This is a genomic window from Aquimarina algiphila (assembly GCF_007489275.1).
Lineage (GTDB): Bacteria > Bacteroidota > Bacteroidia > Flavobacteriales > Flavobacteriaceae > Aquimarina > Aquimarina algiphila.
The window spans coordinates 1-22,006 of sequence record NZ_VLNR01000042.1; the positions used below are offsets into that span (position 1 = coordinate 1).

Below are 22,006 nucleotides of genomic sequence, written 5' to 3' on the forward strand. Positions count from 1 at the left end.
TAAAAGACCACATTGGAGTCTTAATTTAAAAACACCTAATTTTATACATAACAAAAAATCCTGTGAAGCTAGCTTCACAGGACTAAATTAAATATCGTAAAATTGTCAACCTATTTTAGGACGACTCAAAAAGAATACTAAATTATCTATTCATATTTTTAATCTCGTCTGCAAAGGTATCTCCATCGACTCCCTGATTTACAAGAATTAAAGCTTTATCAACAACATATTTTGCATTTTCTGATCTAAAACCTAAACCAATGCTCAGTTTCTCTAATAAAACCACTTGTCCTTCACCTTTAACATGATCAGCATATACCATCTTTGCCAGGTCAAATAAACGCTCTAACCTTTTATCATAACTTGTTGGAGGGTTAATAGGATGTGTATTATAATCCTTTAAAATTTCCTTATAATCATTATCAGAAATATCCAGTCTTCTCGCTAGTCTATCCAAAAAGGCCTTCTCTTCATCTGTAATTACCTCATCAGTCATGGCTACTTTAACAATTGCCGCAAAATGGTCCTGGTTTCTCTTCTGAAATCCACTATCAAATAAATCAGATATTGACATCATGTACTTTTGTTTAATTTGCCGCAAATATAACTAAACTATACACCTTTTAAAATTTAAAATCGTCCTTTTTTAAGGTAAAACAACTCCTAATATTTTCATAAACACTTTCTAATAGATAGAACATTTATTATTTTTCATAAAATCACCTTTATATCTTGAACTCATTTTGACTTTTGGATTAAAGCGAAAATTGAGGGTTTTTGTGCCCAATTGAAGACTTTTTTAAGTTACATAGCAGAGCTACGGAAGGAAAAAAAGACAAAAAGTGGGTAAAAAAAGCTAATTTTTAGCCAATTGAAAACGTCAAAATGAGTTCCTCACAAAAGATTTAAGGTCAATCCAATGAAAAAACCACTTTTAGAATTTACTAATAAAGGCATTTATTGCGCTGCTGCCAATGTCTATCTGGATCCATGGAAACCCGTAGACAAAGCCATTATTACACATGGCCATTCTGATCACAGTCGTTGGGGACATAAGCAGTATATTACTCATCATACTAACATACCCATTATCAAACATCGATTAGGAGATATTAATGTATCCGGTAGAGCGTACGGAGAAATATTTAGTATCAATAATGTAAAGTTTAGTTTTCATCCTGCAGGGCATATTGTTGGGAGTTCTCAGATTCGGGTAGAACACAAAGGCGAGGTATGGGTATTTACAGGGGATTACAAAATTGAAGATGACTCCATATCTGTTCCTTTTGAACCTGTACAATGTCATACCTTTATCACCGAATGTACTTTTGGGCTTCCTGCTTTTAAATGGATTCCACAACAAGAAGTGATGAGTGACATTAACGAGTGGTGGGCGCAAAATCAATCAGAAGGAAAAACCTCTGTCCTATTTGGGTATTCACTCGGTAAAGCTCAACGATTGATACAACATTTAGATCCTTCAATTGGTAAAATATATACACATGGTGCTGTAGAAAATATGAATGAAGTTATACGTACTATTGTTGATCTGCCAACCACTACGCTCATTACGAATCAAACCAAAAAAGAAGAACTTTCTGGTAACATAATCATTGCACCTCCTAGCGTTCATGGTGGTACATGGATAAAAAAAATGGTCCCCTATGTCACAGCATCGGCTAGTGGATGGATGGCTTTTCGTGGGGCAAGACGCAGAAGAGCTATCGACAAAGGTTTTGTATTGTCTGATCATTGTGATTGGGAAGGATTACTATCTGCAATACGAGAAACAGGAGCTTCTAAAATCATAAGCACACATGGATATACTGATATTTTTTCGAGATATCTAAGAGAAATAGGATACGATGCACGTACCGAAAAAACACAATATGAAGGAGAACTTTCAGAAATAGAAACAGAAAAAGGAAGTGAGGTTATAAAATGAAACGCTTTGCTCATCTTATTAAAACATTGGACAGCACTAATAAAACCAATACAAAAGTAGCAGCATTAGCTTCTTATTTTGAAAATGCACCTGATGAAGATAAAGTATGGACTATTGCTATCCTATCTCATCGTCGTCCTCCACGTCCTGTAAATACAACATTGCTTAGAACATGGGCTTCAGAATTAGCAAATATCCCATTATGGTTATTCGAAGAATCGTATCATATTGTTGGAGATTTGGCAGAAACTATCGCACTAGTAATTCCCACCTCAACAGAACATTCAGAAAAAAGTCTAACCCAGTTTCTTCAGGAAATGATTGCTCTTAAAAAACAAAGTGAGGATCAAAAGCAATACTATCTGCATGAAAATTGGAAAACCTTGAATTATTATGAACGTTTTGTATTTACCAAACTCATCACAGGAGGATTTAGAATAGGTGTTAGTCAAAAACTTATGACTAAAGCACTCTCAAAAGCTGTAAACATCGATGAAGATATTCTTGCCTATAAGCTTATGGGAAACTGGGATCCTAATACAATTCCATTTCACGATTTGGTGATCCAGGAAAAAGCAACCGATTTTTTGTCCAAACCCTACCCTTTTTACCTCGCATATGCTATCGAAGATAGTATTTCTGATCTGGGAAATGTTCAGGATTGGTATGTAGAACATAAATGGGACGGAATACGAGCACAAGTTATCGTGAGAGAAAATGAAATTTTTGTGTGGAGTCGTGGAGAAGAACTCGTTACTGATAAATATCCCGAATTTCAAGAGTTTTTACATGTACTGCCCAACGGAACTGTCTTGGACGGAGAGATTCTTCCTTTTCCTGATGGAAAAATAGGAACTTTTAACGACCTGCAAACCCGAATTGGCAGAAAAACAGTTTCTAAAGCGTTACTAAAAAAAACTCCGGTGGTCCTAAAGGCTTATGACCTATTAGAATGGGAAGGAGAAGACATCAGGAATCATCCATTTTCTGAACGAAGAGCACTTCTGGAAGACCTTTATCAGAATATAAACCACCTTGAACCCGTTGAAGGATTCATGAACAAAACTCCACTTTTATTATCTCAAAAAATATCTTTTACCAGCTGGGATGATGTAGCAAAAGAACGAGAACGATCTCGTGAAGTGTCTTCTGAAGGATTGATGCTAAAACGAAAAGACGCTCCATATCTGGTTGGACGAAAAAAGGGGAATTGGTGGAAATGGAAAGTTGACCCTTTAACGATTGATGCTGTTTTAACCTATGCAATGCGAGGACATGGTAGACGATCAAATCTATTTACCGATTATACGTTTGGGCTTTGGAATAAAGACAAGACCGAGCTGGTTACTTTTGCCAAAGCATATTCTGGACTAACAGATGCAGAATTCAAAAAAATCGATACATTTATTAAAGCCAATACGCTAGAACGATTTGGCCCTGTTCGAAGTGTAACCGCCGAGTTAGTTTTTGAAATTGCTTTTGAAGGTATTGCAATTTCTAAAAGACATAAAAGCGGAATTGCAACTCGTTTCCCCAGAATCTTAAGATGGAGACAAGACAAGAAAATTGATGAAGCCAATACCCTTGAAGATTTGAAAGCTTTAATTCCAAATACCAGTAGTGAATAATGACGCAGAAAGAGCTCTTTCATATCGGTGAATCCTGGTTTTTACAACAAAACTGGAAAGTCTTTCCGTTTCAGAAACAAGCATGGAAAGCTTTTCTTCAAGGAAAACATGGACTCCTTAATGCTCCTACCGGAAGTGGTAAAACATATGCATTATGGATTCCAATTGTTCTTAATTACATCAAAAACAATCCTGACTACCAGACTAAACATAAAAAGGGCCTTAAAGCGATATGGATTACTCCGCTTCGCGCACTTTCTCAAGAAATCAAACAGGCAGCAGAACGTGTAACCAAAGATTTAAATACTCAGTTAACTGTTGGCATTCGAACCGGAGATACCAGTCAAAAAGAGCGCGCTACACAGAAACGAACTATGCCCGATCTTTTGATTACTACTCCAGAAAGTTTACAATTATTATTGGCATCAAAAGGGTACGATAAAACCTTTAAAAACTGTTCTGCCATTATCATTGATGAATGGCATGAATTGCTCGGCACTAAACGAGGGGTGCAAATTGAGTTAGGTACATCCAGATTAAAAACTATCGCACCTCAACTAAGAATCTGGGGGATATCGGCTACTATTGGAAACCTTGAGCAAGCCCAGGAAGTATTATTAGGGTCAAATTCTAAAGCACTAGAAAATTCGGTATTGATCAAAGCCAATATCAAAAAGAAAATCAAGGTGCAAAGTATTATTCCGGATCAAATGGAGACTTTTCCCTGGAGAGGTCATCTCGGTATTCATTTACTAGATCAAGTAATTCCTATCATCAGAAAAAGTAAAACCACATTATTATTTACCAATACACGGTCGCAATGCGAAATCTGGTTTCAAAAAATATTAGAACGCTATCCAGAATTTGCGGGAGAAATGGCTATGCATCATGGTAGTATTAATAAAGAAACCAGACTCTGGGTAGAGCAAGCTATACGCAATGAATCTTTAAAAGCTGTAGTCTGCACCTCTAGTCTTGATCTTGGAGTAGATTTTGCTCCTGTAGAGACTATTATTCAGATAGGTGGTCCAAAAGGAGTAGCTCGGTTTTTACAGCGTGCCGGACGAAGTGGTCATCAACCTGGAAAAACAAGTGTAATCTACTTCCTCCCAACTCATGCAATAGAATTAGTTGAAGCTTCTGCATTGCAGCAGGCAGTGCAACAAAATACTGTAGAAGATCGTATACCTTATCTTAATAGTTTTGATGTATTGGTACAATACCTTACGACACTTGCTGTTTCTGATGGGTTTTATCCCAAAGAAATATATCCAGAGATCAAAAGTACGTTTTGCTATCAGGCCATGACTTCTGATCAATGGAGATGGGTTTTAAATTTTATTACCATAGGAAGTCAGAGTTTGCAATCTTATGACGAATACAAAAAAGTAGCAATTGAAGAAGGTGGTTTGTTTAAAGTTAATAACAGAGCTATTGCAATGCGCCATCGATTACAGATTGGTACTATTGTTAGTGATGCTATACTCACCGTAAAATACTTAAAAGGTGGTTTCATTGGTAGTATTGAAGAGTTTTTTATCTCTAAACTCACTCCAGGTGATGTCTTTACCTTTGCTGGCAGAAATCTAGAATTAGTTCGTATTAAAAGCATGCAGGTTCTGGTTCGTAAATCCAGTAAAAGAACCTCAAAAGTACCTAGTTGGATGGGCGGGAGATTAACACTCACCTCACAAATGTCTGAACTATTAAGACAAGAACTTTACAAAGTTGCTCTTCCTCATGATGCTTTATCAGATGGAAAGAAAAAGTTATCGAAAGAATTAAGATCTCTATCCCATATTTTCGAGAGACAACAAAGGGAAAGTATTGTGCCCGGATCTGGTCAGTTTCTTATCGAAACCTTTAAAACCAGAGAAGGATATCACGCTATTTTTTATCCTTTTGAAGGACGTTTTGTACATGAAGCTTTAGGAAGTTTACTTGCTTATCGCATTAGTTTACTCTCTCCTATCACTTTTTCCTTAGCGTTTAACGATTACGGATTCGAACTGCTTTCTGATCAGGAAATCGATATGCAACAGGTGATCGATAATGATTTATTTACCACCAGTCATCTACATCAGGATTTACAAAAAAGCTTAAATGCCACAGAAATGGCCAGGCGTAAATTTAGAGATATCGCTGTCATATCAGGAATGGTATTTACAGGATATCCCGATAAAATACTAAAAAGCAAACATCTGCAATCAAGTTCTCAATTACTTTTTGATGTGTTTCGGGATGATGAACCAGACAATCTATTATTTAAGCAATCTTTTACAGAAACTTTTGAACATCAACTCGAAGAAGGTAGGTTACAAATAGCATTAGAACGTATCGAAAAACAAGAAATCGTTTGGAAACGATGTGAAGACCCTACTCCATTCTCATTTCCTATCATCACAGATCGTTTATCCCGTGAAAAGCTATCCAGTGAAAAACTCGAAGATCGAATTAAAAAAATGACAAAAATACTATTGAAGAAATAAGCGTATCTCCCTCCTAAAAAGGAGGGATTAAGGGAGGTGTTATACTCCATAATCCTTTATTAATGGTAAAACTCCTGTTTCTTCAAATTGTAAAATATAACTTTCAATAGCTCTCAACACATTGCTCATATCATTCATGATTTGATGATCTGAAAAACGCATAACTCTAATATCTAGTTCATTTAACTTTTTTGTTTTCAAAACATCCTTTTCCCATACCTCTATAATTTGATGTGAATATCCATCTAACTCTATAGCAAGTTGCAATTTATTGCAAAAGAAATCAACTATATAATTGTCAATTGGTTTCTGTCTATGAAAATCATATGAATACATTTGACCTCTCTTTAATTTTTGCCACAATCTAATTTCTGATTTTGTGGCATTATTCCTGAGCTACCTAGCTAATTCTTTCAGTTTTGGATTATATTTGATTTTCACGAACTCCTCAATTTATAACAAAGTACAACTTTAATGAAAAATTAGTTTTGAAATACTTTCTTAAGTTAGATTTAATCTTTGTATTTACACACCCCTAACCCCTCTTTTTAGAAGGGAATCTAAAGTATAAATAATAATGACCCAGACCATCCAGATACAAAACCAATCCTTTATTCTTCATTCATCAGGATCATTATTTTGGAAAGAAAAACAAATCGTATTCATTGCAGATGTGCATCTTGGTAAAGTTTCTCATTTTAGAAAACACGGTAGTGCTGTACCGCAAGAAACCATCAAGAAAAATTTTGATCAATTGGATAACGTAATTGAATATTTTAATCCTAAGAAAATTTGTTTTCTCGGTGACCTCTTTCATAGTTATGTTAATAGTGAATGGCAACTTTTTGAAGATTGGGTAACAAAAACCAATAGTCAATGTATTCTGATTGCTGGTAATCATGATATCATTTCACCAACCAAATATGAAAATATCGGAGTAACGGTCGGAATCGAACTTGTTATAGATGATTTTTTGCTTACTCACCATCCAGAAGAAAGAAAAGGACTATTCAATTTATGTGGACATATCCATCCCGGGATTTTATTAAGTGGATTAGGTAGACAGCGACTTAGGTTACCGTGCTTTTTTAAATCTGATTCACAAATGATTCTGCCCGCTTTTGGTAAATTCACAGGGATTCATGTATTAGAACCTTCAGAGAAAAGTGAAGTATATGCAATTACACAAAATGAAGTGATTTTGGTATCCTAATACTTATGCAGAACAATCACAATCATCAACTAATACAAGATTCCATTTGTTATCTGCAATCATAAAATACATAGTTTTTATAATCCATTTATCAACCAAAACATTCACTTTAACCTTTAAACCATTTTTATATTTCTCTGGAATATCAATCTTCTTCATTTCATAATTAACACTCAAATCTGGGTAATCAGGTAAGCTCTCTATTTTTTTATAATATATCCCATCAGGATCAGGACTTTCTTCACAAAAACCATCTTGAAAAGTTCTTTGCGAAAAAAACTTTGGGTTATCTATTTTTGGGGCTATTTTATTATTATGACTAAGGTAAGATGAATATAAAGTACATGCAGCACCAGGATTATAAAATCTATAAAAACCAATATCTTCATGTATAAATTGTTTCACATTTTTCTTTTGTGAATCTATCCTTTTTCCATAAAAAGAAGTTTGTAAAAAATATTTTAGAAAAGGTTCAAAGCCTTTAAAATTGGTATTTTGTCTGATTGAAGTTTGTGATCCAAAAACCCAACCTACTTGATCATGATGTTCTATTTTATACCAGAAATCTCTATTTCCCCGTATGATCTGTTCTTCTCCTTTTTCCAAAATACGACATACCTCACCTTCATTTAATGTAAATACAACTTCTCCTGTTTTTGGATAGTCTCTAATCCAAATACGATTTCCTTGTATTACCAGCGTTGTATCTTTAGAAAGTAAATCATGTTGTTCTATTGGGTTTTCAACTCTGCCTTTCTCTTGACCATAACTTATGAAGTTGAGTGTAATAACAAATAAGAATATCAATACTCCTGTTTTTTTCATCACTATTTTTTGTCACCCCAAATGTAAGTATCATTTGGTTAAGACATTACCCTGTTTTCAGTTAAATAGTATTTAGGATAATTGCTTGTCATTGAAGTTATGGAGAAAAAATAAAGATTAAAAGATCTTATTTAATCCAAATATCAACAAATACATCGCAACAATGGTTAGCCATAAAAAAACTGCTATTACAGTTTTCTGTAATGTAATCACATTTCTAATATCTACTTTGGTCTCTTTGACATCTTATATAATTATGCTAAAGAATCTATAAGCAGTAGGATAGCAGCAACACTGGGTGCTCGATTTAGCGAGGAAATTAATAAATTAAATATTACATTACTAAAAGCCAATGATTATGAACGAAAACCACACCTTTGAACAAAGGCTTGCGATAGCAAAAGGAAGACGTCGTACAAAAATATTAGGGTTAAGTATAATTTTATTTTCAATAAATGCAGATTTGATCACTTTGTTATCCTATACTGAAGCTGAGATTAGTGCTTTTCTGATTTTTAAGCACTTATTTCGGTTTTTAGCAACAGTGTTCCTTGTAATAGCAACTTATAAAGGGAAAAACTGGGCAAGAATAATATTGATAATTTGTTTTTCCCTTGCAATTTTATTGGCATTTTTTATGTTTTTTGTTCTATTGCTTTCTGATATTACGACTTTGAAAAAGGTATTATCGGTAATTATATCTACATTCTTAATTTATGGATTAAGTGTTTATTATTTTATTTTCTCTTTAAATTTTAAAGCGTTTTTTAAAGAACAACAGAATAACAATCAATAAAAAAAGAACTCCATAAATATGATTTACAAGACTTAAATTGCATTGATTCAAGAACTATTATTAGTGAACAACTAAAAGATACCTTATCAAAAGAGAGTATAACAAGTTTTGACCTTATGCTCTATGAAAAAAATAAAATTTATAACCAAAATACTATCATTGTATAATCATTTAACAGTATAAATACAGCACCTATTCTTAATTCTTTAATACTATTCTAAATCGAGCCTTTCCTTTTTCAAGATGTGCAATGGCTTCATTAATTTTTTCCATAGGAAATTCCTCTACTGTAGGGTAAATATTGTGTCTTACACAAAAATCGAGCATCGTTTCTGTTAATGCAGGACTTCCTAAAGGGCTTCCTCCAACAGATTTTTCTCTACCAATCAAACTAAATGCCGGTATAGCCATGGGTTCTAAAACTGCTCCTACGGTATGTAATTTCCCTTTTGGTGCTAATGTTCTTAAGTAAGAGTTCCAGTCTAAAGTAACATTAGTTGTATTCAGAATAAAGTTTAGTTTTCCTGTTATACTCTCTAATTCCTCAGGAGATTTTGAATTGATAACTTGATTTGCGCCCATATTCAAAATTTGCTCTTTCTTATCAGGATTAGAGCTAAAAGCAATGACTTCGCAACCCCAATGTTTTAGAAATTTAAGAGCCATATGTCCTAACCCTCCAACACCTATCACACCAACAGTATCTGTAGGTTGTACTCCTGCCAATATAATCGGATTAAAAACAGTAATTCCTCCGCAAAGTAATGGGCCTGCTTTACTCATATCAATAGCATCTGGTAGTGAAATTGCCCATGACCAATGTGCGCGAACATGGTCGGCAAAACCCCCATGTCTCCCTACAATGGTAGCTTCATTATTTGCACAGAGGTGATGTGATCCATCCATACATTCATGACAACTCATACACGATGCAGAAAACCAACCTAAGCCCACCTTATCTCCTACCTTTATTTTTTTAACTGCGTCTCCTGTCGCTATTACTTCTCCGATAACTTCGTGACCTGGTACAATGGGATATTCTGTTATTCCCCAATCATTATTTATCATGCTTAAATCAGAATGACAAATACCACAGTACGATACTTTAATATCTACTTGTTCTGGTCCTAGTTCTTCTAATTCGTATGAGTGAGGCGTTAACTTTGCTTTAGGTTCTACAGCGGCGTATGCATTTACTTTCATAATTGAAATATGATTAGTTTTTAAAATTTTTATGTGCTAGAAAGATAAAATTATTGATTATCCGTTTTGTCTCATGAATAACTCTAAACTGTCATCCTGAATCAAGTTCAGGATGACAAGCCTTTATGATACATTATGGACATTCATATAAAATTACACTAATACCTTCAGAAAAAAATTGATCTATGGTAATAAATGAAGTAAGTAAGCATTATTTTTCTTTAGTACAGATAAAACCTACCCTATAACGCTACTTAATCTAAACATCGGTAAATACATCGCAATTAAAATTGCTCCAACAATAATTCCCACAAAAATGGTTAATAGTGGATTAAGGATATTAGAGATTATCTGAGATTGATGTTTTACTTGCTGGTTATATTGCTCATTTAATTTTTGAAAGATAAACTCTGTTTGATTGGTTTCTTCTGCTACACGCATCATAGCAATCATTTTCTTATCAAAAATAGGACTTTCAGCAAAAGAAACACTTAATGTGCCTCCTGCAAGAACAAGCTGTTTGGTTCTATACAACCCTTGTTGAAGCGGATAAAAATTAATCATATTCTTAACCAAATCAATGCTCTCTACCATAGGTACTTTAGCAGAAGTCAATAGGGATATTGCCTGGGTAAATTGTGCCATATAAATTCTTTGAAAATATGCACCCAATATGGGTAGTCGTAGCTGAATCGTTCCAAGGATTTTTCGGTACCATTGCTTTTTAGATATAAAAATAAGTACGCCGGCTCCTAAGATAAAAAGTCCAAACAATAATGCTCCATACTCCCCCATAAAGTTAGAGAAACTAATAATTCCTTGTGTAATCCCTGGGAGATCCACCTTGTTTTGTTTAAAAATATCGACAAACATAGGCACTACATATCGAAGCATAAAAACGATAACAATCATTGCTGTACATAATACTATTATGGGATATGTAAGTGCAGAAACAATTTCTCTACGTAGTTCGTTTTTTCGTTTATAAAATTCACTAAGCTCTAATGTGATTTTGGCTAACTCCCCTGTCTGTTCTCCTATTTTTATGGCATAATATTCATAATCAGTAAAGTTTTTATCGTCTTTAAGAATTTCAGAAAAAGGTGTTCCGGCAATCAGCTTAGAAAGCATAACGGTCATTAGTTTTCTGTCTTTCTCTTTTTTCTGAGTTTCTGACAATAATTCTAATCCGCTTCTAAGGTCTATCCCCGATTTTAACAACACACTAAGTTCTGCATACCACTGTTCTTTTTTTTTGGATGTAAATGCAGTTCCAAATAGTGTGATCTCCTTTGTTAATATATCAGATACATCAAAAGAGTTATCTCTTTGGCTTTGCTTTTTGGTGGTATCGATTTTTATTCCCATACTCTAAAAATGTATCGTTGCATCATTATATTTAAACACAAATAAACGATGTGATTCTTTGGTATTATGAAAGGTAAATTTTATCGCATCTATACTTCCCGACTGTACCAACCTACCTTCAAAATAAAACATTTTCTCTTTTATCGATATTGCATGCTTACTAATATTAGTAACAACACTATCGTTATAAAACTGGTATTTTCTTTCATCTATTGGAGAAGAAACCATTAATGTATTTTCTATCGGATCCCATACCGCAGTTGGGAAAGTATTAAAATCAATAGTTAAAGCCGTTTCAAAAGATTGTATCTGTTCTTGATTTTGATAATTTTTACCAATGTTACGCATGTTTTTCTGTACAATTCCTAATACCGAAAATGCCAAACCTACCACTATTGCAGAAATCACCATAACCACCATAACTTCGGTCAATGTAAACGCTTTTATTTTATGGTATATCTTCATCTCCTTACCACTAGCTGTTTTTTATATTCAACATCTTCTCTAGTGTATAACAATATCATCTTTTCTTCCTCGGTATTAATAAGAATTTCCCATCCATCAAAATCTTCTGCATACGGTAGTTTTATCCTACCATGGATAGAAAGATATTCTAATTCTTTTACCCGGTTCTCAATAGTACTATGATCCCTTTGTATTTGATTCTTAAAAATGTTATTAAAGCTTAAACTAGCAATCATAAATACAATAATGATCAATATTGAAGCCGTTAATACTTCAATTAAGGTTGCTCCTTTTATTTTCTTTAATATAACCATTTTGCTATACTGTTTTTAGTATTTACAAAAGGTAATCCAGCATAATCCGGCACTGGATTGATCAAAACACTCCCATTATATATATGGTTTAAATACACAGACCCAGACTGACGAGCAATACATTGTCGCGTATATAAAGAACCTTTTACAGTTCCTTGAAAATCAATATTTCCCTGACAGTATACTTCTCCTGTGATCTCAGAATCGGAAGCTATTTCGAGATGTGTTTTTATTCGGTTTTTAGGAGATATATTTTTATTAAAATATACTACTGCACCTTCAATTTTGGTTCTTTTCCCTATGGTAAAATCAGGATCAATGTGCAGGTTGTTTTTTTCTTTATCTGCTATTATTTTTTTATCCAAAAGGACCAAAGAAGATGGGTATGATAAATAACATCCTTTTCCAATTTTGATTTTATGTGTAGCAATACCCTGAAAACTGCCTTTTACTCCGTTATCTATTTCAATTTCTGGAGCAATCAATACTACATCTGTTAATTGAGATTGAGATCCCACTATGATTTTAGATCGAGACTGAATTATAATATTTCCAATAATCTTTTCATCTTCCAAAAAAATGGGATCAGTATCATATATTACTTGAACAGGATGATGAAAAGAATTATGAAGTTCTTTCTTTAATGCAACTGTATGAGCATCTTCAATACCTATTCCATTACTTCTATTTTCGAGATACTTGATCCATTCTGGTGCCAACTTAGGCAATGTAGTTTTACTTTCTATAGCACGACCATAATACAAGCTGTTACCCTGGTAATAATTCCCAGAAATATTACCCGCTTTTACTCCTTGCTTTGGAAGATAACTATTCCCTTCTAATCGTGTATTACCTACTACCACCAAAGGTGAATTGGTATTGACTACATACAAATTAGGAGTTTTTTCTGATAATTCTGATCCGATATACGCTATTCTGGTTGCTTTTCTTTGATGTATACTTACTTGCGAAAATTGTTTGGACCATACACCATGATAACTCGTTGTTTGTTTAATAATCCTGGCCTCTTCCTGAGAAACGATAGTGTCTGTTTTAATGGTATGGTTTTCTAAAGATTCGAATACAAGCTTATTAGATTGCTCAAAAGCCTGTAACAATTCCTGGGATTTGATTTTAAAAAAAGAGTGTGTATGTGTTAATAATAAGAACGCACTTAATACTAGTGCTACCAATACCGAAATGAGTATGGCAAACTGCATCGCTTGAGCTCTTATTTTTGAGAATATCTTCAATTGGTGATTTTAAAATCTTTTGTTTTTCCTTTGTACCGCAATAAAACCGAACTTGACTTTCCTCTTTGTAACGTTATTCCATCTATGGTTTGTCTTAGGTTCATAAGTTGATCCGTTCCATTAATTTCAATAAGATAAATCGCCTTGGCACTATTCTGTCCAGAGACCACACCTTTGTAACGAATAGAAGGCCATACCAAATCTACTTTTTTAACTCTTGATCTAGGTTTACTTTCTTTCTTTTTGGGTTGGTACAATGTTCCTAAAAAAGGATCTCTTTCTACTATTCCTAAAGTGAATTTTTCTCGTTCTTTTGTTTTGAGCGGTTTTATATCTACTGAAGTCGTTCCCAAGCTAACAGGATCGTCATCAGAGAATGCGTCAACTACCTGAACAATAATCGCTCCCCAGATAAGTGCTACCAATGGTAATAAGATGTATAGTGCTTTTTTACCTTTTAGCATAGTTTTTAATTTATTGTAAAACGAGAACTTGTACTGGATTCACTTTCATTTTCAGCCTCATCAAATGCTTTTAGAAACCAATAATATGTAGTACTTGCATCAAGTTCTATATCTGTTGGTGATGTTACTCTATTTTTAGACACAAGCTGCGTCAATGCTACATCACTATAGATATAGATACTATCAAACTCTGGAGTACCTGCTACAGCTTCTCTAGTCCAGCTAAAAGTGACTGTCGTACCTGCTTGCGAAGCTTCATTGGCTGGAGCTACAACCACAGGTTGATTTGGCTTCATGCTATCTACAGTCAATGATCTTGTGGTATATAATGTATTTTGCGTATTATTTTCTGCTCTTACCTGCCATTGTGTTACCCCTTCTGGAAAAGTAAACGAGACCGAAGTATCTGCTGTAGTTTTTTCTTCTACCACTGCATTACTCTGATTTAATAACTGAATTCTATAAGAAGTAGCATCAGTTACCGCTTGCCATTGTAGATTTATTGAAGTTGTATTAACAATGGTAGTATTCCCCGGAGTTACTAACAGCACTTCTCGTGCAGAAAAGTCCTCGCTTTCTACCACAGTAAATCCTGCTGTTACATAGGGTGTGGAGGTACCAGAATTCTGTCCCCGTACTCTCCAATTGTAACTATTTCTAACTAAACTCGTATTAAAACTAGTTCCTGTTATCGTAGTATCCAATACGATTTGTGCTGCATTTTCAAAATCGGGTTGAGCTACCTGAAGTCGATATGCTGTTGCCTGATCTACAGTTTCCCAATTAAAAGTCACTGAAGTATTGCGCACAGTAGCACCATCAGTAGGTGCATTTATTAGTATTGTTTTATCAGATAGGTCTTCCTCTAAAAGTACTTCTTCACAACTAAAAAATACCAGAAACACTATGCCTAAGTATATGTTTATCCTCTTCATCATTATAATTTAAAATAATTCATGTTTTCTAATGCTTTTTCTGCATCTCGATATGTGTTTTTTGAGCAGGATGATTTTTCATCAATAATATCTGCCAAAGTAATTTGTCTTTTATCATTTTCTCTCCAACAGAAATAGGATAAGGTGTATCCAAAAATGGATGTCTTTGCAAAGTCAATAGTCTTATATGTTTCTCCTTCTTTTACCAGTGATAATTGGTATTGCTTGTATGCACTATTGTTTAAAAAAACTACATCAGCATTATCCAGTTCTTGTATTAGCTCCTGTGATAATGCCAGAGAAACCGAAGTCACTATACCTGCTTCTTTTTGACTCTTTATATATCTAAGTGTTTTTGTATTGTGGGCTTCCTCTATTTCGGCCATAAGAGCTACACGATCTAATAACTCAAGAATTACAAACTGTGGTTTGGCTTCCAAAGAATCTACATAATTAATCTTATGTTCATTTCCTTTGGCTGCTTTGAGATAAGTATCAAATGTAGTTCGATTAAAGTTTTCTTTGGTGATCTGCACTCTAATTTCAGTCTTATATTCTGGTATTGCAGTCACGTGAAAATCTGAGACATACACATCTCCTTTCTGCAAACCGATTACTCCTAACGCTATAGGATTAGTTACAGCGGTATGCATCTTGGTATGATTCACCTTTATACTATGACATCCTGTGCAACAAAGGGCCAGAAAGATAATATAACAGTATGCTTTATAATTCATCATATTTCTATTTATGTTATTGGTTCAGACGTTGCAATAGTAACCTACACTGTAAATACCTTGCCCCTGTTCTAAAGTTTTTCTTTTTTTCAAATTTTACCTGAGCAATATTTCCAAAACTATATTGCTGCTCGAGTGCATATATTACCTGGATCAATGCCTTATAATCTCCTTGTAAAATAAAATCATAAGTTGTAGTTCCTTCATTTGTTGTCTCATTAGTGAAGACATGAGGTTCTTCAAAAGCAATGATTTTAATATTTGAAGTATTCGATAACGTATTTAAAGTTTTAAGAAGATTCTGTTGTACCGAGTTTCCTTCTACATTATTTTTTGCCAGAACAGCATCTAGTTGCTGTTTCTTTTTTGTTAAAGCAGCTAGTTGCATTGGTGCCGCCAAATATTTATCTTTTTCATGTTCTAGTTTAGCTACTTCACTACGTAATGTGAATGTTTTTGCAAAACCATACTGATAAGCGATAAGCAGCATACAGAACAATCCAACGATGAGTAGTATGTTTTTAGTCTTTTGCTGCATCTGGTTTAATCTTAAGTGTTATTTCAAAATCTGAGATATTCTTTTTATCCAAACCATATTGTATTATGGTTACTGCTTCCACAAACGGTAAGTTTTCCATTATTTTTAACCAAGCTGTAAATTCTGTTTTATCTGTTGATTTTCCCATAATAGAGATTATATTTTCTCTGAATTCAATATATTTATTTTTACGAATGGGTTTTGTTAAAGGTTGATATATAAAGGATGTCAAGAGTACCGTAGCTGGTTGTGCTTGCACGATCTGATCTGTATAATATGAGCTTTTAGAAAACCCGGTAGTTAATATACTTTGTACCAAAGCCTCTTTTGTACTTACCTCAGCTTGTTTTTTGGTAATCTGTTCCTTTTGTGTGGTATACACCTGAAGTTCTTCTTGTAACCCTTGCCACTTTTTATAATTTGCATTAAAAACAAAAAAGTTAATCAACAATGTTATTAATAGAAATCCGACACCGAGTTGTAATGTGTTTTTAAAAAAACGAGTTTCTTTATATCGCTTCCGTAGCTCCTGATTTCGAGTTTCGAGATTTCCTGAAATCCTATCAGTATTAAATACAGCATCCAGAATTATAGCTAACGGTAAGGAATGTGTAGCAGGAAAAGTAAGTCCTTCGATATTATATTGCTGTTCTATATGTTCTCTTTTGGATACAATAGAAATCAGTTCTTCATTACTAAAACCTACTTCTGCAGTATAGCTTTTTAAGGTTTCGCCTTGAGCATATCCAGATAAAGCTGTCATTTTTAAAACTCCAAGAGCTATTGTTGTAATAGTATTTCCAGCTTTTTGAAACTGTTCGATGCAGGTTTCAACATATTCTTTTCTACATACGGCTATAAAAGACGAATTTGTACTTCTAAGGATTTGATAATAAAAATCATTCAGATTTAAATTGGGAAAAGCTTCAGCTACAATCTCAGCATCGGTTCCTGTTTGTTGTACTTCTTTAGACAATACATAATCATCTGTAATCACAAGACTTAAATGGGTTGTTTTAGAAAACTTGGATAGTTCTTCAGGTTGTTTTAAAGTAAAGGTCTGATTAATATCCAATTCTCCTTTTTTCTGAACCAGTTCCAGGCCAAACAGTATAGGTTTTCCTTCTTGCACAGAATACTCTACCGATACCAAAGTTTTTCCAATAGGATTATATGACGATAATAGGTTTGCCATTAATAGAACACTGTTGGTTTTATAATCACGTTTAACTTCTTCTTAGTATCTTCTCTGGTTCTTTTACTAAATAGCCATTTTATGATCGGTATACGTGCCAATATAGGTACTCCAGAACCCGTATCATTCTTTATTTTTTGTTCAATTCCGCCAAGGATAGCCACGTCATTTGCTCTCATTCTCATAATAGAAGAAAACCTACGACTATTAATATCAGGCGGAGCATTTTCTGCGATGCGTTCTCCACTAAAATTAGATTGGATTACCTGTATATCTAATGTAATTTGCCCATCTCCAGATACAAAAGGTTTAAACTCCAGCGCTAATTCTGCATCAATCGGGAGGTAATTCACCACCTCAGAAGTTTGTGGAATTTGAGATCCAAAAAAGTTTTGATTGGTCACCGCATAATAGGTTGTTTGTCCGCTAGACAAATACGCTTTATGCCCGTTAAGCGTACTTAGCTTTGGCGTAGATAGTATCTTTACATTTCCGTTGGTTTCCATCGCTTTGATATCCATATAGAAATTTGGGACTACATTACCGATGTTGAGTGACCCAAAACCATCAAAGCCTCCTATAATCCTATTTATAGTCGAAGCTCCCAATGTAATATTCGCATTCGGAAAAGTAGTTCCTGCGGTTGTAGCTGGTTCTTTACCAATTCCAAACTCTACTCCGGTTTCTACTGTAGCCGTACGATTAACTTCGAGAATCATAACTTCAATCAGTATTAAAGGAACAGGTTTATCAATATATTTGATAAAGTTTTTAAACTTTTCTACTCGTGTCCCTGGACCACTAACTACAAAACTATTGAGTTCTGTATCTATTTTTACATCTAAACCATCGATGATAGTGGCAGGAAAAATATCTGAAATAGAACCTATCTCTTGTGTTCTTCCAGAGGAAGTGTTTGTATTTCTAAACGATGAACCTCCTCGTTGATTTCTATTTACTCCTCCATTTTGATTAAATCCATTATTAGAAGCCCCAGAGATATAATTGATTCCCCCAGTAGTAAAATTGCTATTATTAAAACTATTTCCATACGAAGTAGAGGAATTTGCATCTCCTAGCATCGCAATAGAGCGATGCATCATTTGTACCAGTTCTATTTTCTTTAGCGCCAGCTGATCTTCTGTTCCAAAATAGTATACATTCCCTTCTCTTTTAAATGTAAATGATCTGGATCCCCCAGAGGTATTCTGTAGATTCTGTTGTCCATTTACATTAGAAGTATTTCTTTGACCTGCGGTATTATTTTGTACAGAAGTTACATTACTTTCAAAAATCTTAACCAATAAGGCATCAAAAGAAATAGACTCTGCCTTTACGGTTACTTTTCCTGCATTTTCTAGCGGTGATGCTGTAAAAATATCTAATTTTAAATCTTCGGATAATGTATAAATAACATCAGATATTGGTGTATCTCTTAAATCAACAGCAACTATTCTTGTTAGCGTATCTATCACTTTATATGAAAAATTTGGACGACGTGAACGTCCACCAACTGCACTATTTCCTGTTTGCGGAAAAGCATCAAATTCATAAAATCCGTCCCTGGTTTTTCTAAAATCCAGATTATTGGCTTCTGCCAGTTTTTTCATCGCAAGATCAAAAGGAACATTGCTGATAAACAAATTGAGGTTTTTGTTATTTAGCTCAGGTGTAAACAATAAATTCTTCCCAGACACCTCTGTTATTTTTCTAAATACTTTTGGTAACGGATCATTACTTAGATCTGTAGATAGTGCTGTTGCCAAAACATCGTATTGTACTTTTACTTCTTTTTCTATAGGAGCAACTACCGGAGGAGTATACTTTTTAACGGATAATATATTACCTGTAAATGCGATGTCCAAACGATATTCTTTTACCAGAAATACCAATAAATCCTGTACGGTCACATTATTAAATCCATTAACAATAGTAATATCATTTAATTCATTAGACAGATTGATATTAATCTTATGTACCTGAGAAACTGCTCTCAAGAAATTAAGCAACGAAGTATTGGATATGTTTACATTTACCTTTTCTGCTAATCCTGGTATATCAACATTTAATAATTGAAGTTTATTTTCTATGGTAGCAACACGGGTATTGTCTTGCGCCTGGTTTTGAAACCCATCCTGGGCCCAAACCTGGACTCCAAAGGCAAGAACAATAATAAGTATTGTTATTTTTAATTGTATTCTCATTGCTTTTCTATTTATTGTTTTCCATTCCCCGATGGAATTGTCAATACTAATTTGAGTTGATATTATCTCCTCTTAGTATCTTCATTTATACTATTTAATTATCTGCCAACAAAGCATATACTTCTTCTACCGAAGTTTCTCCATTACTTACCATACGTATGGCATTATGCTGTAATGTTTTTATATTTCTTTCTTCTATATAGGTATCTATCTGCAATTCGTTATGTCGTATTGCTATTTCGAGTTCTTTTGTAATTGGTAATATCTCATAAATGGCTTTACGTCCTAAATACCCTGTATGATAGCACTGGTTACACCCTATTGCAATATGATGTTCTGCCATGTCTTCTGGAATCTCAAATCCTTGAGGAAAATCCTTTACTTCTGTTTTTTTCTGTGCTTTACAATGTGGACATAGCTTTCTTACCAGGCGTTGTGCAATACTCATTGTGATGGTATTGGCTAATAAAAATGCTGGTACTTTCATATCAATTAACCTCGAAATCGTTGCCCAGGCAGAATTGGTATGTATGGTTGATAACACCAAATGTCCTGTAAGTGCTGCTTTTATCGCCATACCTGCTGTACGATCATCTCTAATCTCACCTACCATTATAATATCTGGATCCTGACGTAAAAATGCACGAAGCGCTGCCGGAAAATCAAATTCTATATCTTCTCTAAGCTGCACCTGATTAATCCCTTGTAAGGTATATTCTATAGGATCTTCTATGGTAAGAATATTTGTTGTTTCGGTATTCAATTCTTTTAAGGTCGCATACAATGTGGTTGTTTTACCCGACCCTGTAGGCCCCGAAATTAACACGATCCCCTGAGGATTTTTTATGGCTTCACGATATAACTCTAATTCTTCTGTAGTAAAACCTAAATCATTTAAAGACACCTCTTGTGTATCTCTATTCAATAGTCGGAGTACTATTTTTTCTCCGTATAGTGTAGGCATCGTAGATACACGAATATCGAATTCGTCTGCTCCTTCTTTAAATGTAATTCGACCATCCTGTGCTAATCGCTTTTGCGAAATATCAAGTCCCGATTGTATTTTAATCTGATTCACCAGTTGCGGATATTCAGTATTAGAAATCGTGTATTGCTCTTTTAGTTTACCATCTAATCTAAACCGTACTCGACATGATTTTTCATATGGTTCCATATGAATATCACTACTACCAAAGTCTTTGGCTGTAGCGATTAGTTTTTGTAAAAAACGATCTTCATAAGCTAATTTCTCACTTGAAGCAGCCGTTGTTTTTCGATAATTAAACGTCAAATATGACTGGATATGCTCTGTAGTTTCTTGTATAACAACAATAGAGCATCCCAAAATTATTTTTAATTCTTTTTGTAAACCGTCAATATCCTTAACATCTGTTTTAAGATGTAGTTCATCTCCTTCTTTTGCTACTGGAATTATCCTATAATGAAATGCCTGATTCGAAGTAATTAATTGCTTCAAATGTACTGGTATTTCGTATGTTGTGATACTACTCATATCAAGTATAAGGTTAATGTGTTCGTTATCCATTGAGTAACAAATGTTACCATAAGAAATACAGACATGTATCCTGCCAACGGAACCGTATTATGCTTTGCTTTCTTTTTAATCATAAGCCACACTAACAATGAAAAAATTAATGAAAACACGAATAAAACAATAAATGTCACCGTTGGAAACCCTATCGCTAAGGCTACAAAAAATAAAAGATCTCCTACTCCAAATACTTCCTCAAAAAACGGGCGTTTTATTTTGATCAATGTATATAGGTACAGTAATCCCATAATCACGATCAACACTCCTACATTAATTAATACAGCATATAGAAAATTAATTTGTGGCGTATATTGGTAATGTAAAAAACCAAGTAGACCCATCAGTATAGGGAACATAACACCGAAGACCTCTCGATCTTTAAGGTCCTGATATATGATGATTGCCAGAACACTAATTGTGATTATTTTTAAAAGAAGCATTAGTCCTTAACAATTTGTTTTGGACTACCGTTTTCATCGATCTCCCATACATTAAACACTCCATCTCCATCAAAATCGACCACAGCAGTTGCCCTGGCTTTAAAATTGGATACGCTGGCTTCCAGAACTTCATAACTATAATTTGCCGTTCCACCAGTTTTTACGGTTTTGGGGGCTTCATAATTAAGTTCTGAAAAATCTAAGGAGTATTTAGAATTGAGATAACGATATTGTGTTTGCATATCACTAATCGTTTTCAACTGAATTTTAGCTTCTTGTGCCTTAGCCTGTGCAATAAGCGGTAAAAAATTAGGTAAGGCAATCAATAATAAGATTCCGATAATGGCTAATACCAGGAGCATCTCCTGAAGGTTAAACGCCTTTATTTTTTTGGGTAGGATTTTTTGCATAATTATCTTATAATCAAAATAGTGGCAAAAGT

The 22,006-nt window shown here is 34.1% G+C and carries 21 protein-coding genes and 1 pseudogene; 5 read left to right on the plus strand and 17 right to left on the minus strand.

The features are described 5' to 3' along the window. Positions 1 to 142 precede the first annotated feature (142 nt). Positions 143 to 574 (minus strand): tellurite resistance TerB family protein, encoded by a 432-nt coding sequence (locus FOF46_RS18330; protein WP_143917495.1) that lies wholly within the window; start codon positions 572 to 574, stop codon positions 143 to 145. A gap of 345 nt (positions 575 to 919) precedes the next feature. On the opposite strand from FOF46_RS18330, the gene FOF46_RS18335 reads away from it, so the two are divergent. From FOF46_RS18335 to FOF46_RS18345, 3 genes are read left to right on the plus strand one after another with little or no spacing between them, the layout of a single operon-like run. Next, complete coding sequence (locus FOF46_RS18335) at positions 920 to 1,945, plus strand: ligase-associated DNA damage response exonuclease (RefSeq protein WP_143917463.1); 1,026 nt, start codon at positions 920 to 922, stop codon at positions 1,943 to 1,945. Beyond that, positions 1,942 to 3,573, plus strand: a complete 1,632-nt coding sequence (locus FOF46_RS18340; RefSeq protein WP_109435876.1) for an ATP-dependent DNA ligase — start codon at positions 1,942 to 1,944, stop codon at positions 3,571 to 3,573. Before FOF46_RS18335 ends, FOF46_RS18340 begins: the two co-directional genes overlap by 4 nt. Then, complete coding sequence (locus FOF46_RS18345) at positions 3,573 to 6,062, plus strand: ligase-associated DNA damage response DEXH box helicase (protein WP_143917464.1); 2,490 nt, start codon at positions 3,573 to 3,575, stop codon at positions 6,060 to 6,062. Before FOF46_RS18340 ends, FOF46_RS18345 begins: the two co-directional genes overlap by 1 nt. 39 nt (positions 6,063 to 6,101) lie before the next feature. On the opposite strand, the pseudogene FOF46_RS18350 reads toward FOF46_RS18345, so the two are convergent. Next, positions 6,102 to 6,446: pseudogene (locus FOF46_RS18350) on the minus strand (endonuclease domain-containing protein); the annotation flags it as partial. A gap of 193 nt (positions 6,447 to 6,639) precedes the next feature. On the opposite strand from FOF46_RS18350, the gene pdeM reads away from it, so the two are divergent. Continuing rightward, a complete protein-coding gene (gene pdeM, locus FOF46_RS18355) occupies positions 6,640 to 7,275 on the plus strand; it encodes a ligase-associated DNA damage response endonuclease PdeM (RefSeq protein ID WP_143917465.1) in 636 nt (211 codons plus the stop codon). 3 nt (positions 7,276 to 7,278) lie between these two features. Here pdeM and FOF46_RS18360 read toward each other — a convergent pair whose 3' ends face one another. After that, positions 7,279 to 8,100, minus strand: a complete 822-nt coding sequence (locus tag FOF46_RS18360) for an SH3 domain-containing protein (RefSeq protein WP_143917466.1) — start codon at positions 8,098 to 8,100, stop codon at positions 7,279 to 7,281. A gap of 358 nt (positions 8,101 to 8,458) precedes the next feature. Between FOF46_RS18360 and FOF46_RS18365 the strand changes: the two genes are divergently transcribed. Next, positions 8,459 to 8,896: a hypothetical protein gene (locus tag FOF46_RS18365; RefSeq protein WP_109435880.1), complete on the plus strand. Its 438-nt coding sequence runs from the start codon at positions 8,459 to 8,461 to the stop codon at positions 8,894 to 8,896. 198 nt (positions 8,897 to 9,094) lie between these two features. Here the strand turns inward: FOF46_RS18365 and ahr are convergent, their stop codons facing one another. From ahr to FOF46_RS18435, 14 genes are all read right to left on the minus strand, one after another. After that, a complete protein-coding gene (gene ahr, locus FOF46_RS18370; RefSeq protein ID WP_143917467.1) occupies positions 9,095 to 10,099 on the minus strand; it encodes an NADPH-dependent aldehyde reductase Ahr in 1,005 nt (334 codons plus the stop codon). 237 nt (positions 10,100 to 10,336) lie between these two features. Continuing rightward, complete coding sequence (locus tag FOF46_RS18375; protein ID WP_143917468.1) at positions 10,337 to 11,467, minus strand: type II secretion system F family protein; 1,131 nt, start codon at positions 11,465 to 11,467, stop codon at positions 10,337 to 10,339. A gap of 3 nt (positions 11,468 to 11,470) precedes the next feature. After that, positions 11,471 to 11,932: a PulJ/GspJ family protein gene (locus FOF46_RS18380; protein ID WP_143917469.1), complete on the minus strand. Its 462-nt coding sequence runs from the start codon at positions 11,930 to 11,932 to the stop codon at positions 11,471 to 11,473. Then, positions 11,929 to 12,246: a hypothetical protein gene (locus FOF46_RS18385; RefSeq protein ID WP_143917470.1), complete on the minus strand. Its 318-nt coding sequence runs from the start codon at positions 12,244 to 12,246 to the stop codon at positions 11,929 to 11,931. The genes FOF46_RS18380 and FOF46_RS18385 overlap by 4 nt, the downstream gene beginning before the upstream one ends. Then, positions 12,234 to 13,499, minus strand: a complete 1,266-nt coding sequence (locus FOF46_RS18390; protein ID WP_143917471.1) for a hypothetical protein — start codon at positions 13,497 to 13,499, stop codon at positions 12,234 to 12,236. Before FOF46_RS18390 ends, FOF46_RS18385 begins: the two co-directional genes overlap by 13 nt. Beyond that, entirely contained in the window at positions 13,496 to 13,963 is a 468-nt protein-coding gene (locus FOF46_RS18395; RefSeq protein ID WP_143917472.1) for a hypothetical protein, read from the minus strand. The genes FOF46_RS18390 and FOF46_RS18395 overlap by 4 nt, the downstream gene beginning before the upstream one ends. A 5-nt stretch (positions 13,964 to 13,968) precedes the next feature. Continuing rightward, entirely contained in the window at positions 13,969 to 14,898 is a 930-nt protein-coding gene (locus tag FOF46_RS18400) for a hypothetical protein (RefSeq protein WP_143917473.1), read from the minus strand. A gap of 2 nt (positions 14,899 to 14,900) precedes the next feature. Further along, positions 14,901 to 15,638 carry a hypothetical protein gene (locus FOF46_RS18405; protein ID WP_208746795.1) on the minus strand — a complete coding sequence of 246 codons (738 nt, stop codon included), beginning with the start codon at positions 15,636 to 15,638 and terminating at the stop codon, positions 14,901 to 14,903. A gap of 13 nt (positions 15,639 to 15,651) precedes the next feature. Continuing rightward, positions 15,652 to 16,173 carry a hypothetical protein gene (locus FOF46_RS18410; RefSeq protein ID WP_143917475.1) on the minus strand — a complete coding sequence of 174 codons (522 nt, stop codon included), beginning with the start codon at positions 16,171 to 16,173 and terminating at the stop codon, positions 15,652 to 15,654. Next, on the minus strand, positions 16,157 to 17,368 hold the full coding sequence (locus FOF46_RS18415) for a hypothetical protein (protein ID WP_143917476.1): 1,212 nt from the start codon (positions 17,366 to 17,368) through the stop codon (positions 16,157 to 16,159). The genes FOF46_RS18410 and FOF46_RS18415 overlap by 17 nt, the downstream gene beginning before the upstream one ends. After that, positions 17,368 to 19,572 (minus strand): type II secretion system protein GspD, encoded by a 2,205-nt coding sequence (locus FOF46_RS18420; protein ID WP_143917477.1) that lies wholly within the window; start codon positions 19,570 to 19,572, stop codon positions 17,368 to 17,370. Before FOF46_RS18420 ends, FOF46_RS18415 begins: the two co-directional genes overlap by 1 nt. Positions 19,573 to 19,666: 94 nt before the next feature. Then, the gene (locus FOF46_RS18425; RefSeq protein ID WP_244299659.1) at positions 19,667 to 21,118 is read right to left on the minus strand and encodes a GspE/PulE family protein; all 1,452 of its coding nucleotides are present in this window, start codon (positions 21,116 to 21,118) and stop codon (positions 19,667 to 19,669) included. Next, complete coding sequence (locus FOF46_RS18430) at positions 21,082 to 21,564, minus strand: hypothetical protein (RefSeq protein ID WP_109435892.1); 483 nt, start codon at positions 21,562 to 21,564, stop codon at positions 21,082 to 21,084. Before FOF46_RS18430 ends, FOF46_RS18425 begins: the two co-directional genes overlap by 37 nt. Then, positions 21,564 to 21,974 (minus strand): prepilin-type N-terminal cleavage/methylation domain-containing protein, encoded by a 411-nt coding sequence (locus FOF46_RS18435; RefSeq protein ID WP_109435893.1) that lies wholly within the window; start codon positions 21,972 to 21,974, stop codon positions 21,564 to 21,566. The genes FOF46_RS18430 and FOF46_RS18435 overlap by 1 nt, the downstream gene beginning before the upstream one ends. Between the last annotated feature and the right edge of the window lie 32 nt (positions 21,975 to 22,006).

What these genes read in the sequence shown, in the direction of transcription:
- FOF46_RS18330 (WP_143917495.1), bottom strand. Translation starts at nt 574, where the DNA reads ATGTCAATATCTGATTTATTTGATAGTGGATTTCAGAAGAGAAACCAG.
- FOF46_RS18335 (WP_143917463.1), top strand. Translation starts at nt 920, where the DNA reads ATGAAAAAACCACTTTTAGAATTTACTAATAAAGGCATTTATTGCGCT.
- FOF46_RS18340 (WP_109435876.1), top strand. Translation starts at nt 1,942, where the DNA reads ATGAAACGCTTTGCTCATCTTATTAAAACATTGGACAGCACTAATAAA.
- FOF46_RS18345 (WP_143917464.1), top strand. Translation starts at nt 3,573, where the DNA reads ATGACGCAGAAAGAGCTCTTTCATATCGGTGAATCCTGGTTTTTACAA.
- pdeM (WP_143917465.1), top strand. Translation starts at nt 6,640, where the DNA reads ATGACCCAGACCATCCAGATACAAAACCAATCCTTTATTCTTCATTCA.
- FOF46_RS18360 (WP_143917466.1), bottom strand. Translation starts at nt 8,100, where the DNA reads ATGAAAAAAACAGGAGTATTGATATTCTTATTTGTTATTACACTCAAC.
- FOF46_RS18365 (WP_109435880.1), top strand. Translation starts at nt 8,459, where the DNA reads ATGAACGAAAACCACACCTTTGAACAAAGGCTTGCGATAGCAAAAGGA.
- ahr (WP_143917467.1), bottom strand. Translation starts at nt 10,099, where the DNA reads ATGAAAGTAAATGCATACGCCGCTGTAGAACCTAAAGCAAAGTTAACG.
- FOF46_RS18375 (WP_143917468.1), bottom strand. Translation starts at nt 11,467, where the DNA reads ATGGGAATAAAAATCGATACCACCAAAAAGCAAAGCCAAAGAGATAAC.
- FOF46_RS18380 (WP_143917469.1), bottom strand. Translation starts at nt 11,932, where the DNA reads ATGAAGATATACCATAAAATAAAAGCGTTTACATTGACCGAAGTTATG.
- FOF46_RS18385 (WP_143917470.1), bottom strand. Translation starts at nt 12,246, where the DNA reads ATGGTTATATTAAAGAAAATAAAAGGAGCAACCTTAATTGAAGTATTA.
- FOF46_RS18395 (WP_143917472.1), bottom strand. Translation starts at nt 13,963, where the DNA reads ATGCTAAAAGGTAAAAAAGCACTATACATCTTATTACCATTGGTAGCA.
- FOF46_RS18400 (WP_143917473.1), bottom strand. Translation starts at nt 14,898, where the DNA reads ATGAAGAGGATAAACATATACTTAGGCATAGTGTTTCTGGTATTTTTT.
- FOF46_RS18405 (WP_208746795.1), bottom strand. Translation starts at nt 15,638, where the DNA reads ATGATGAATTATAAAGCATACTGTTATATTATCTTTCTGGCCCTTTGT.
- FOF46_RS18410 (WP_143917475.1), bottom strand. Translation starts at nt 16,173, where the DNA reads ATGCAGCAAAAGACTAAAAACATACTACTCATCGTTGGATTGTTCTGT.
- FOF46_RS18415 (WP_143917476.1), bottom strand. Translation starts at nt 17,368, where the DNA reads ATGGCAAACCTATTATCGTCATATAATCCTATTGGAAAAACTTTGGTA.
- FOF46_RS18420 (WP_143917477.1), bottom strand. Translation starts at nt 19,572, where the DNA reads ATGAGAATACAATTAAAAATAACAATACTTATTATTGTTCTTGCCTTT.
- FOF46_RS18425 (WP_244299659.1), bottom strand. Translation starts at nt 21,118, where the DNA reads ATGGATAACGAACACATTAACCTTATACTTGATATGAGTAGTATCACA.
- FOF46_RS18430 (WP_109435892.1), bottom strand. Translation starts at nt 21,564, where the DNA reads ATGCTTCTTTTAAAAATAATCACAATTAGTGTTCTGGCAATCATCATA.
- FOF46_RS18435 (WP_109435893.1), bottom strand. Translation starts at nt 21,974, where the DNA reads ATGCAAAAAATCCTACCCAAAAAAATAAAGGCGTTTAACCTTCAGGAG.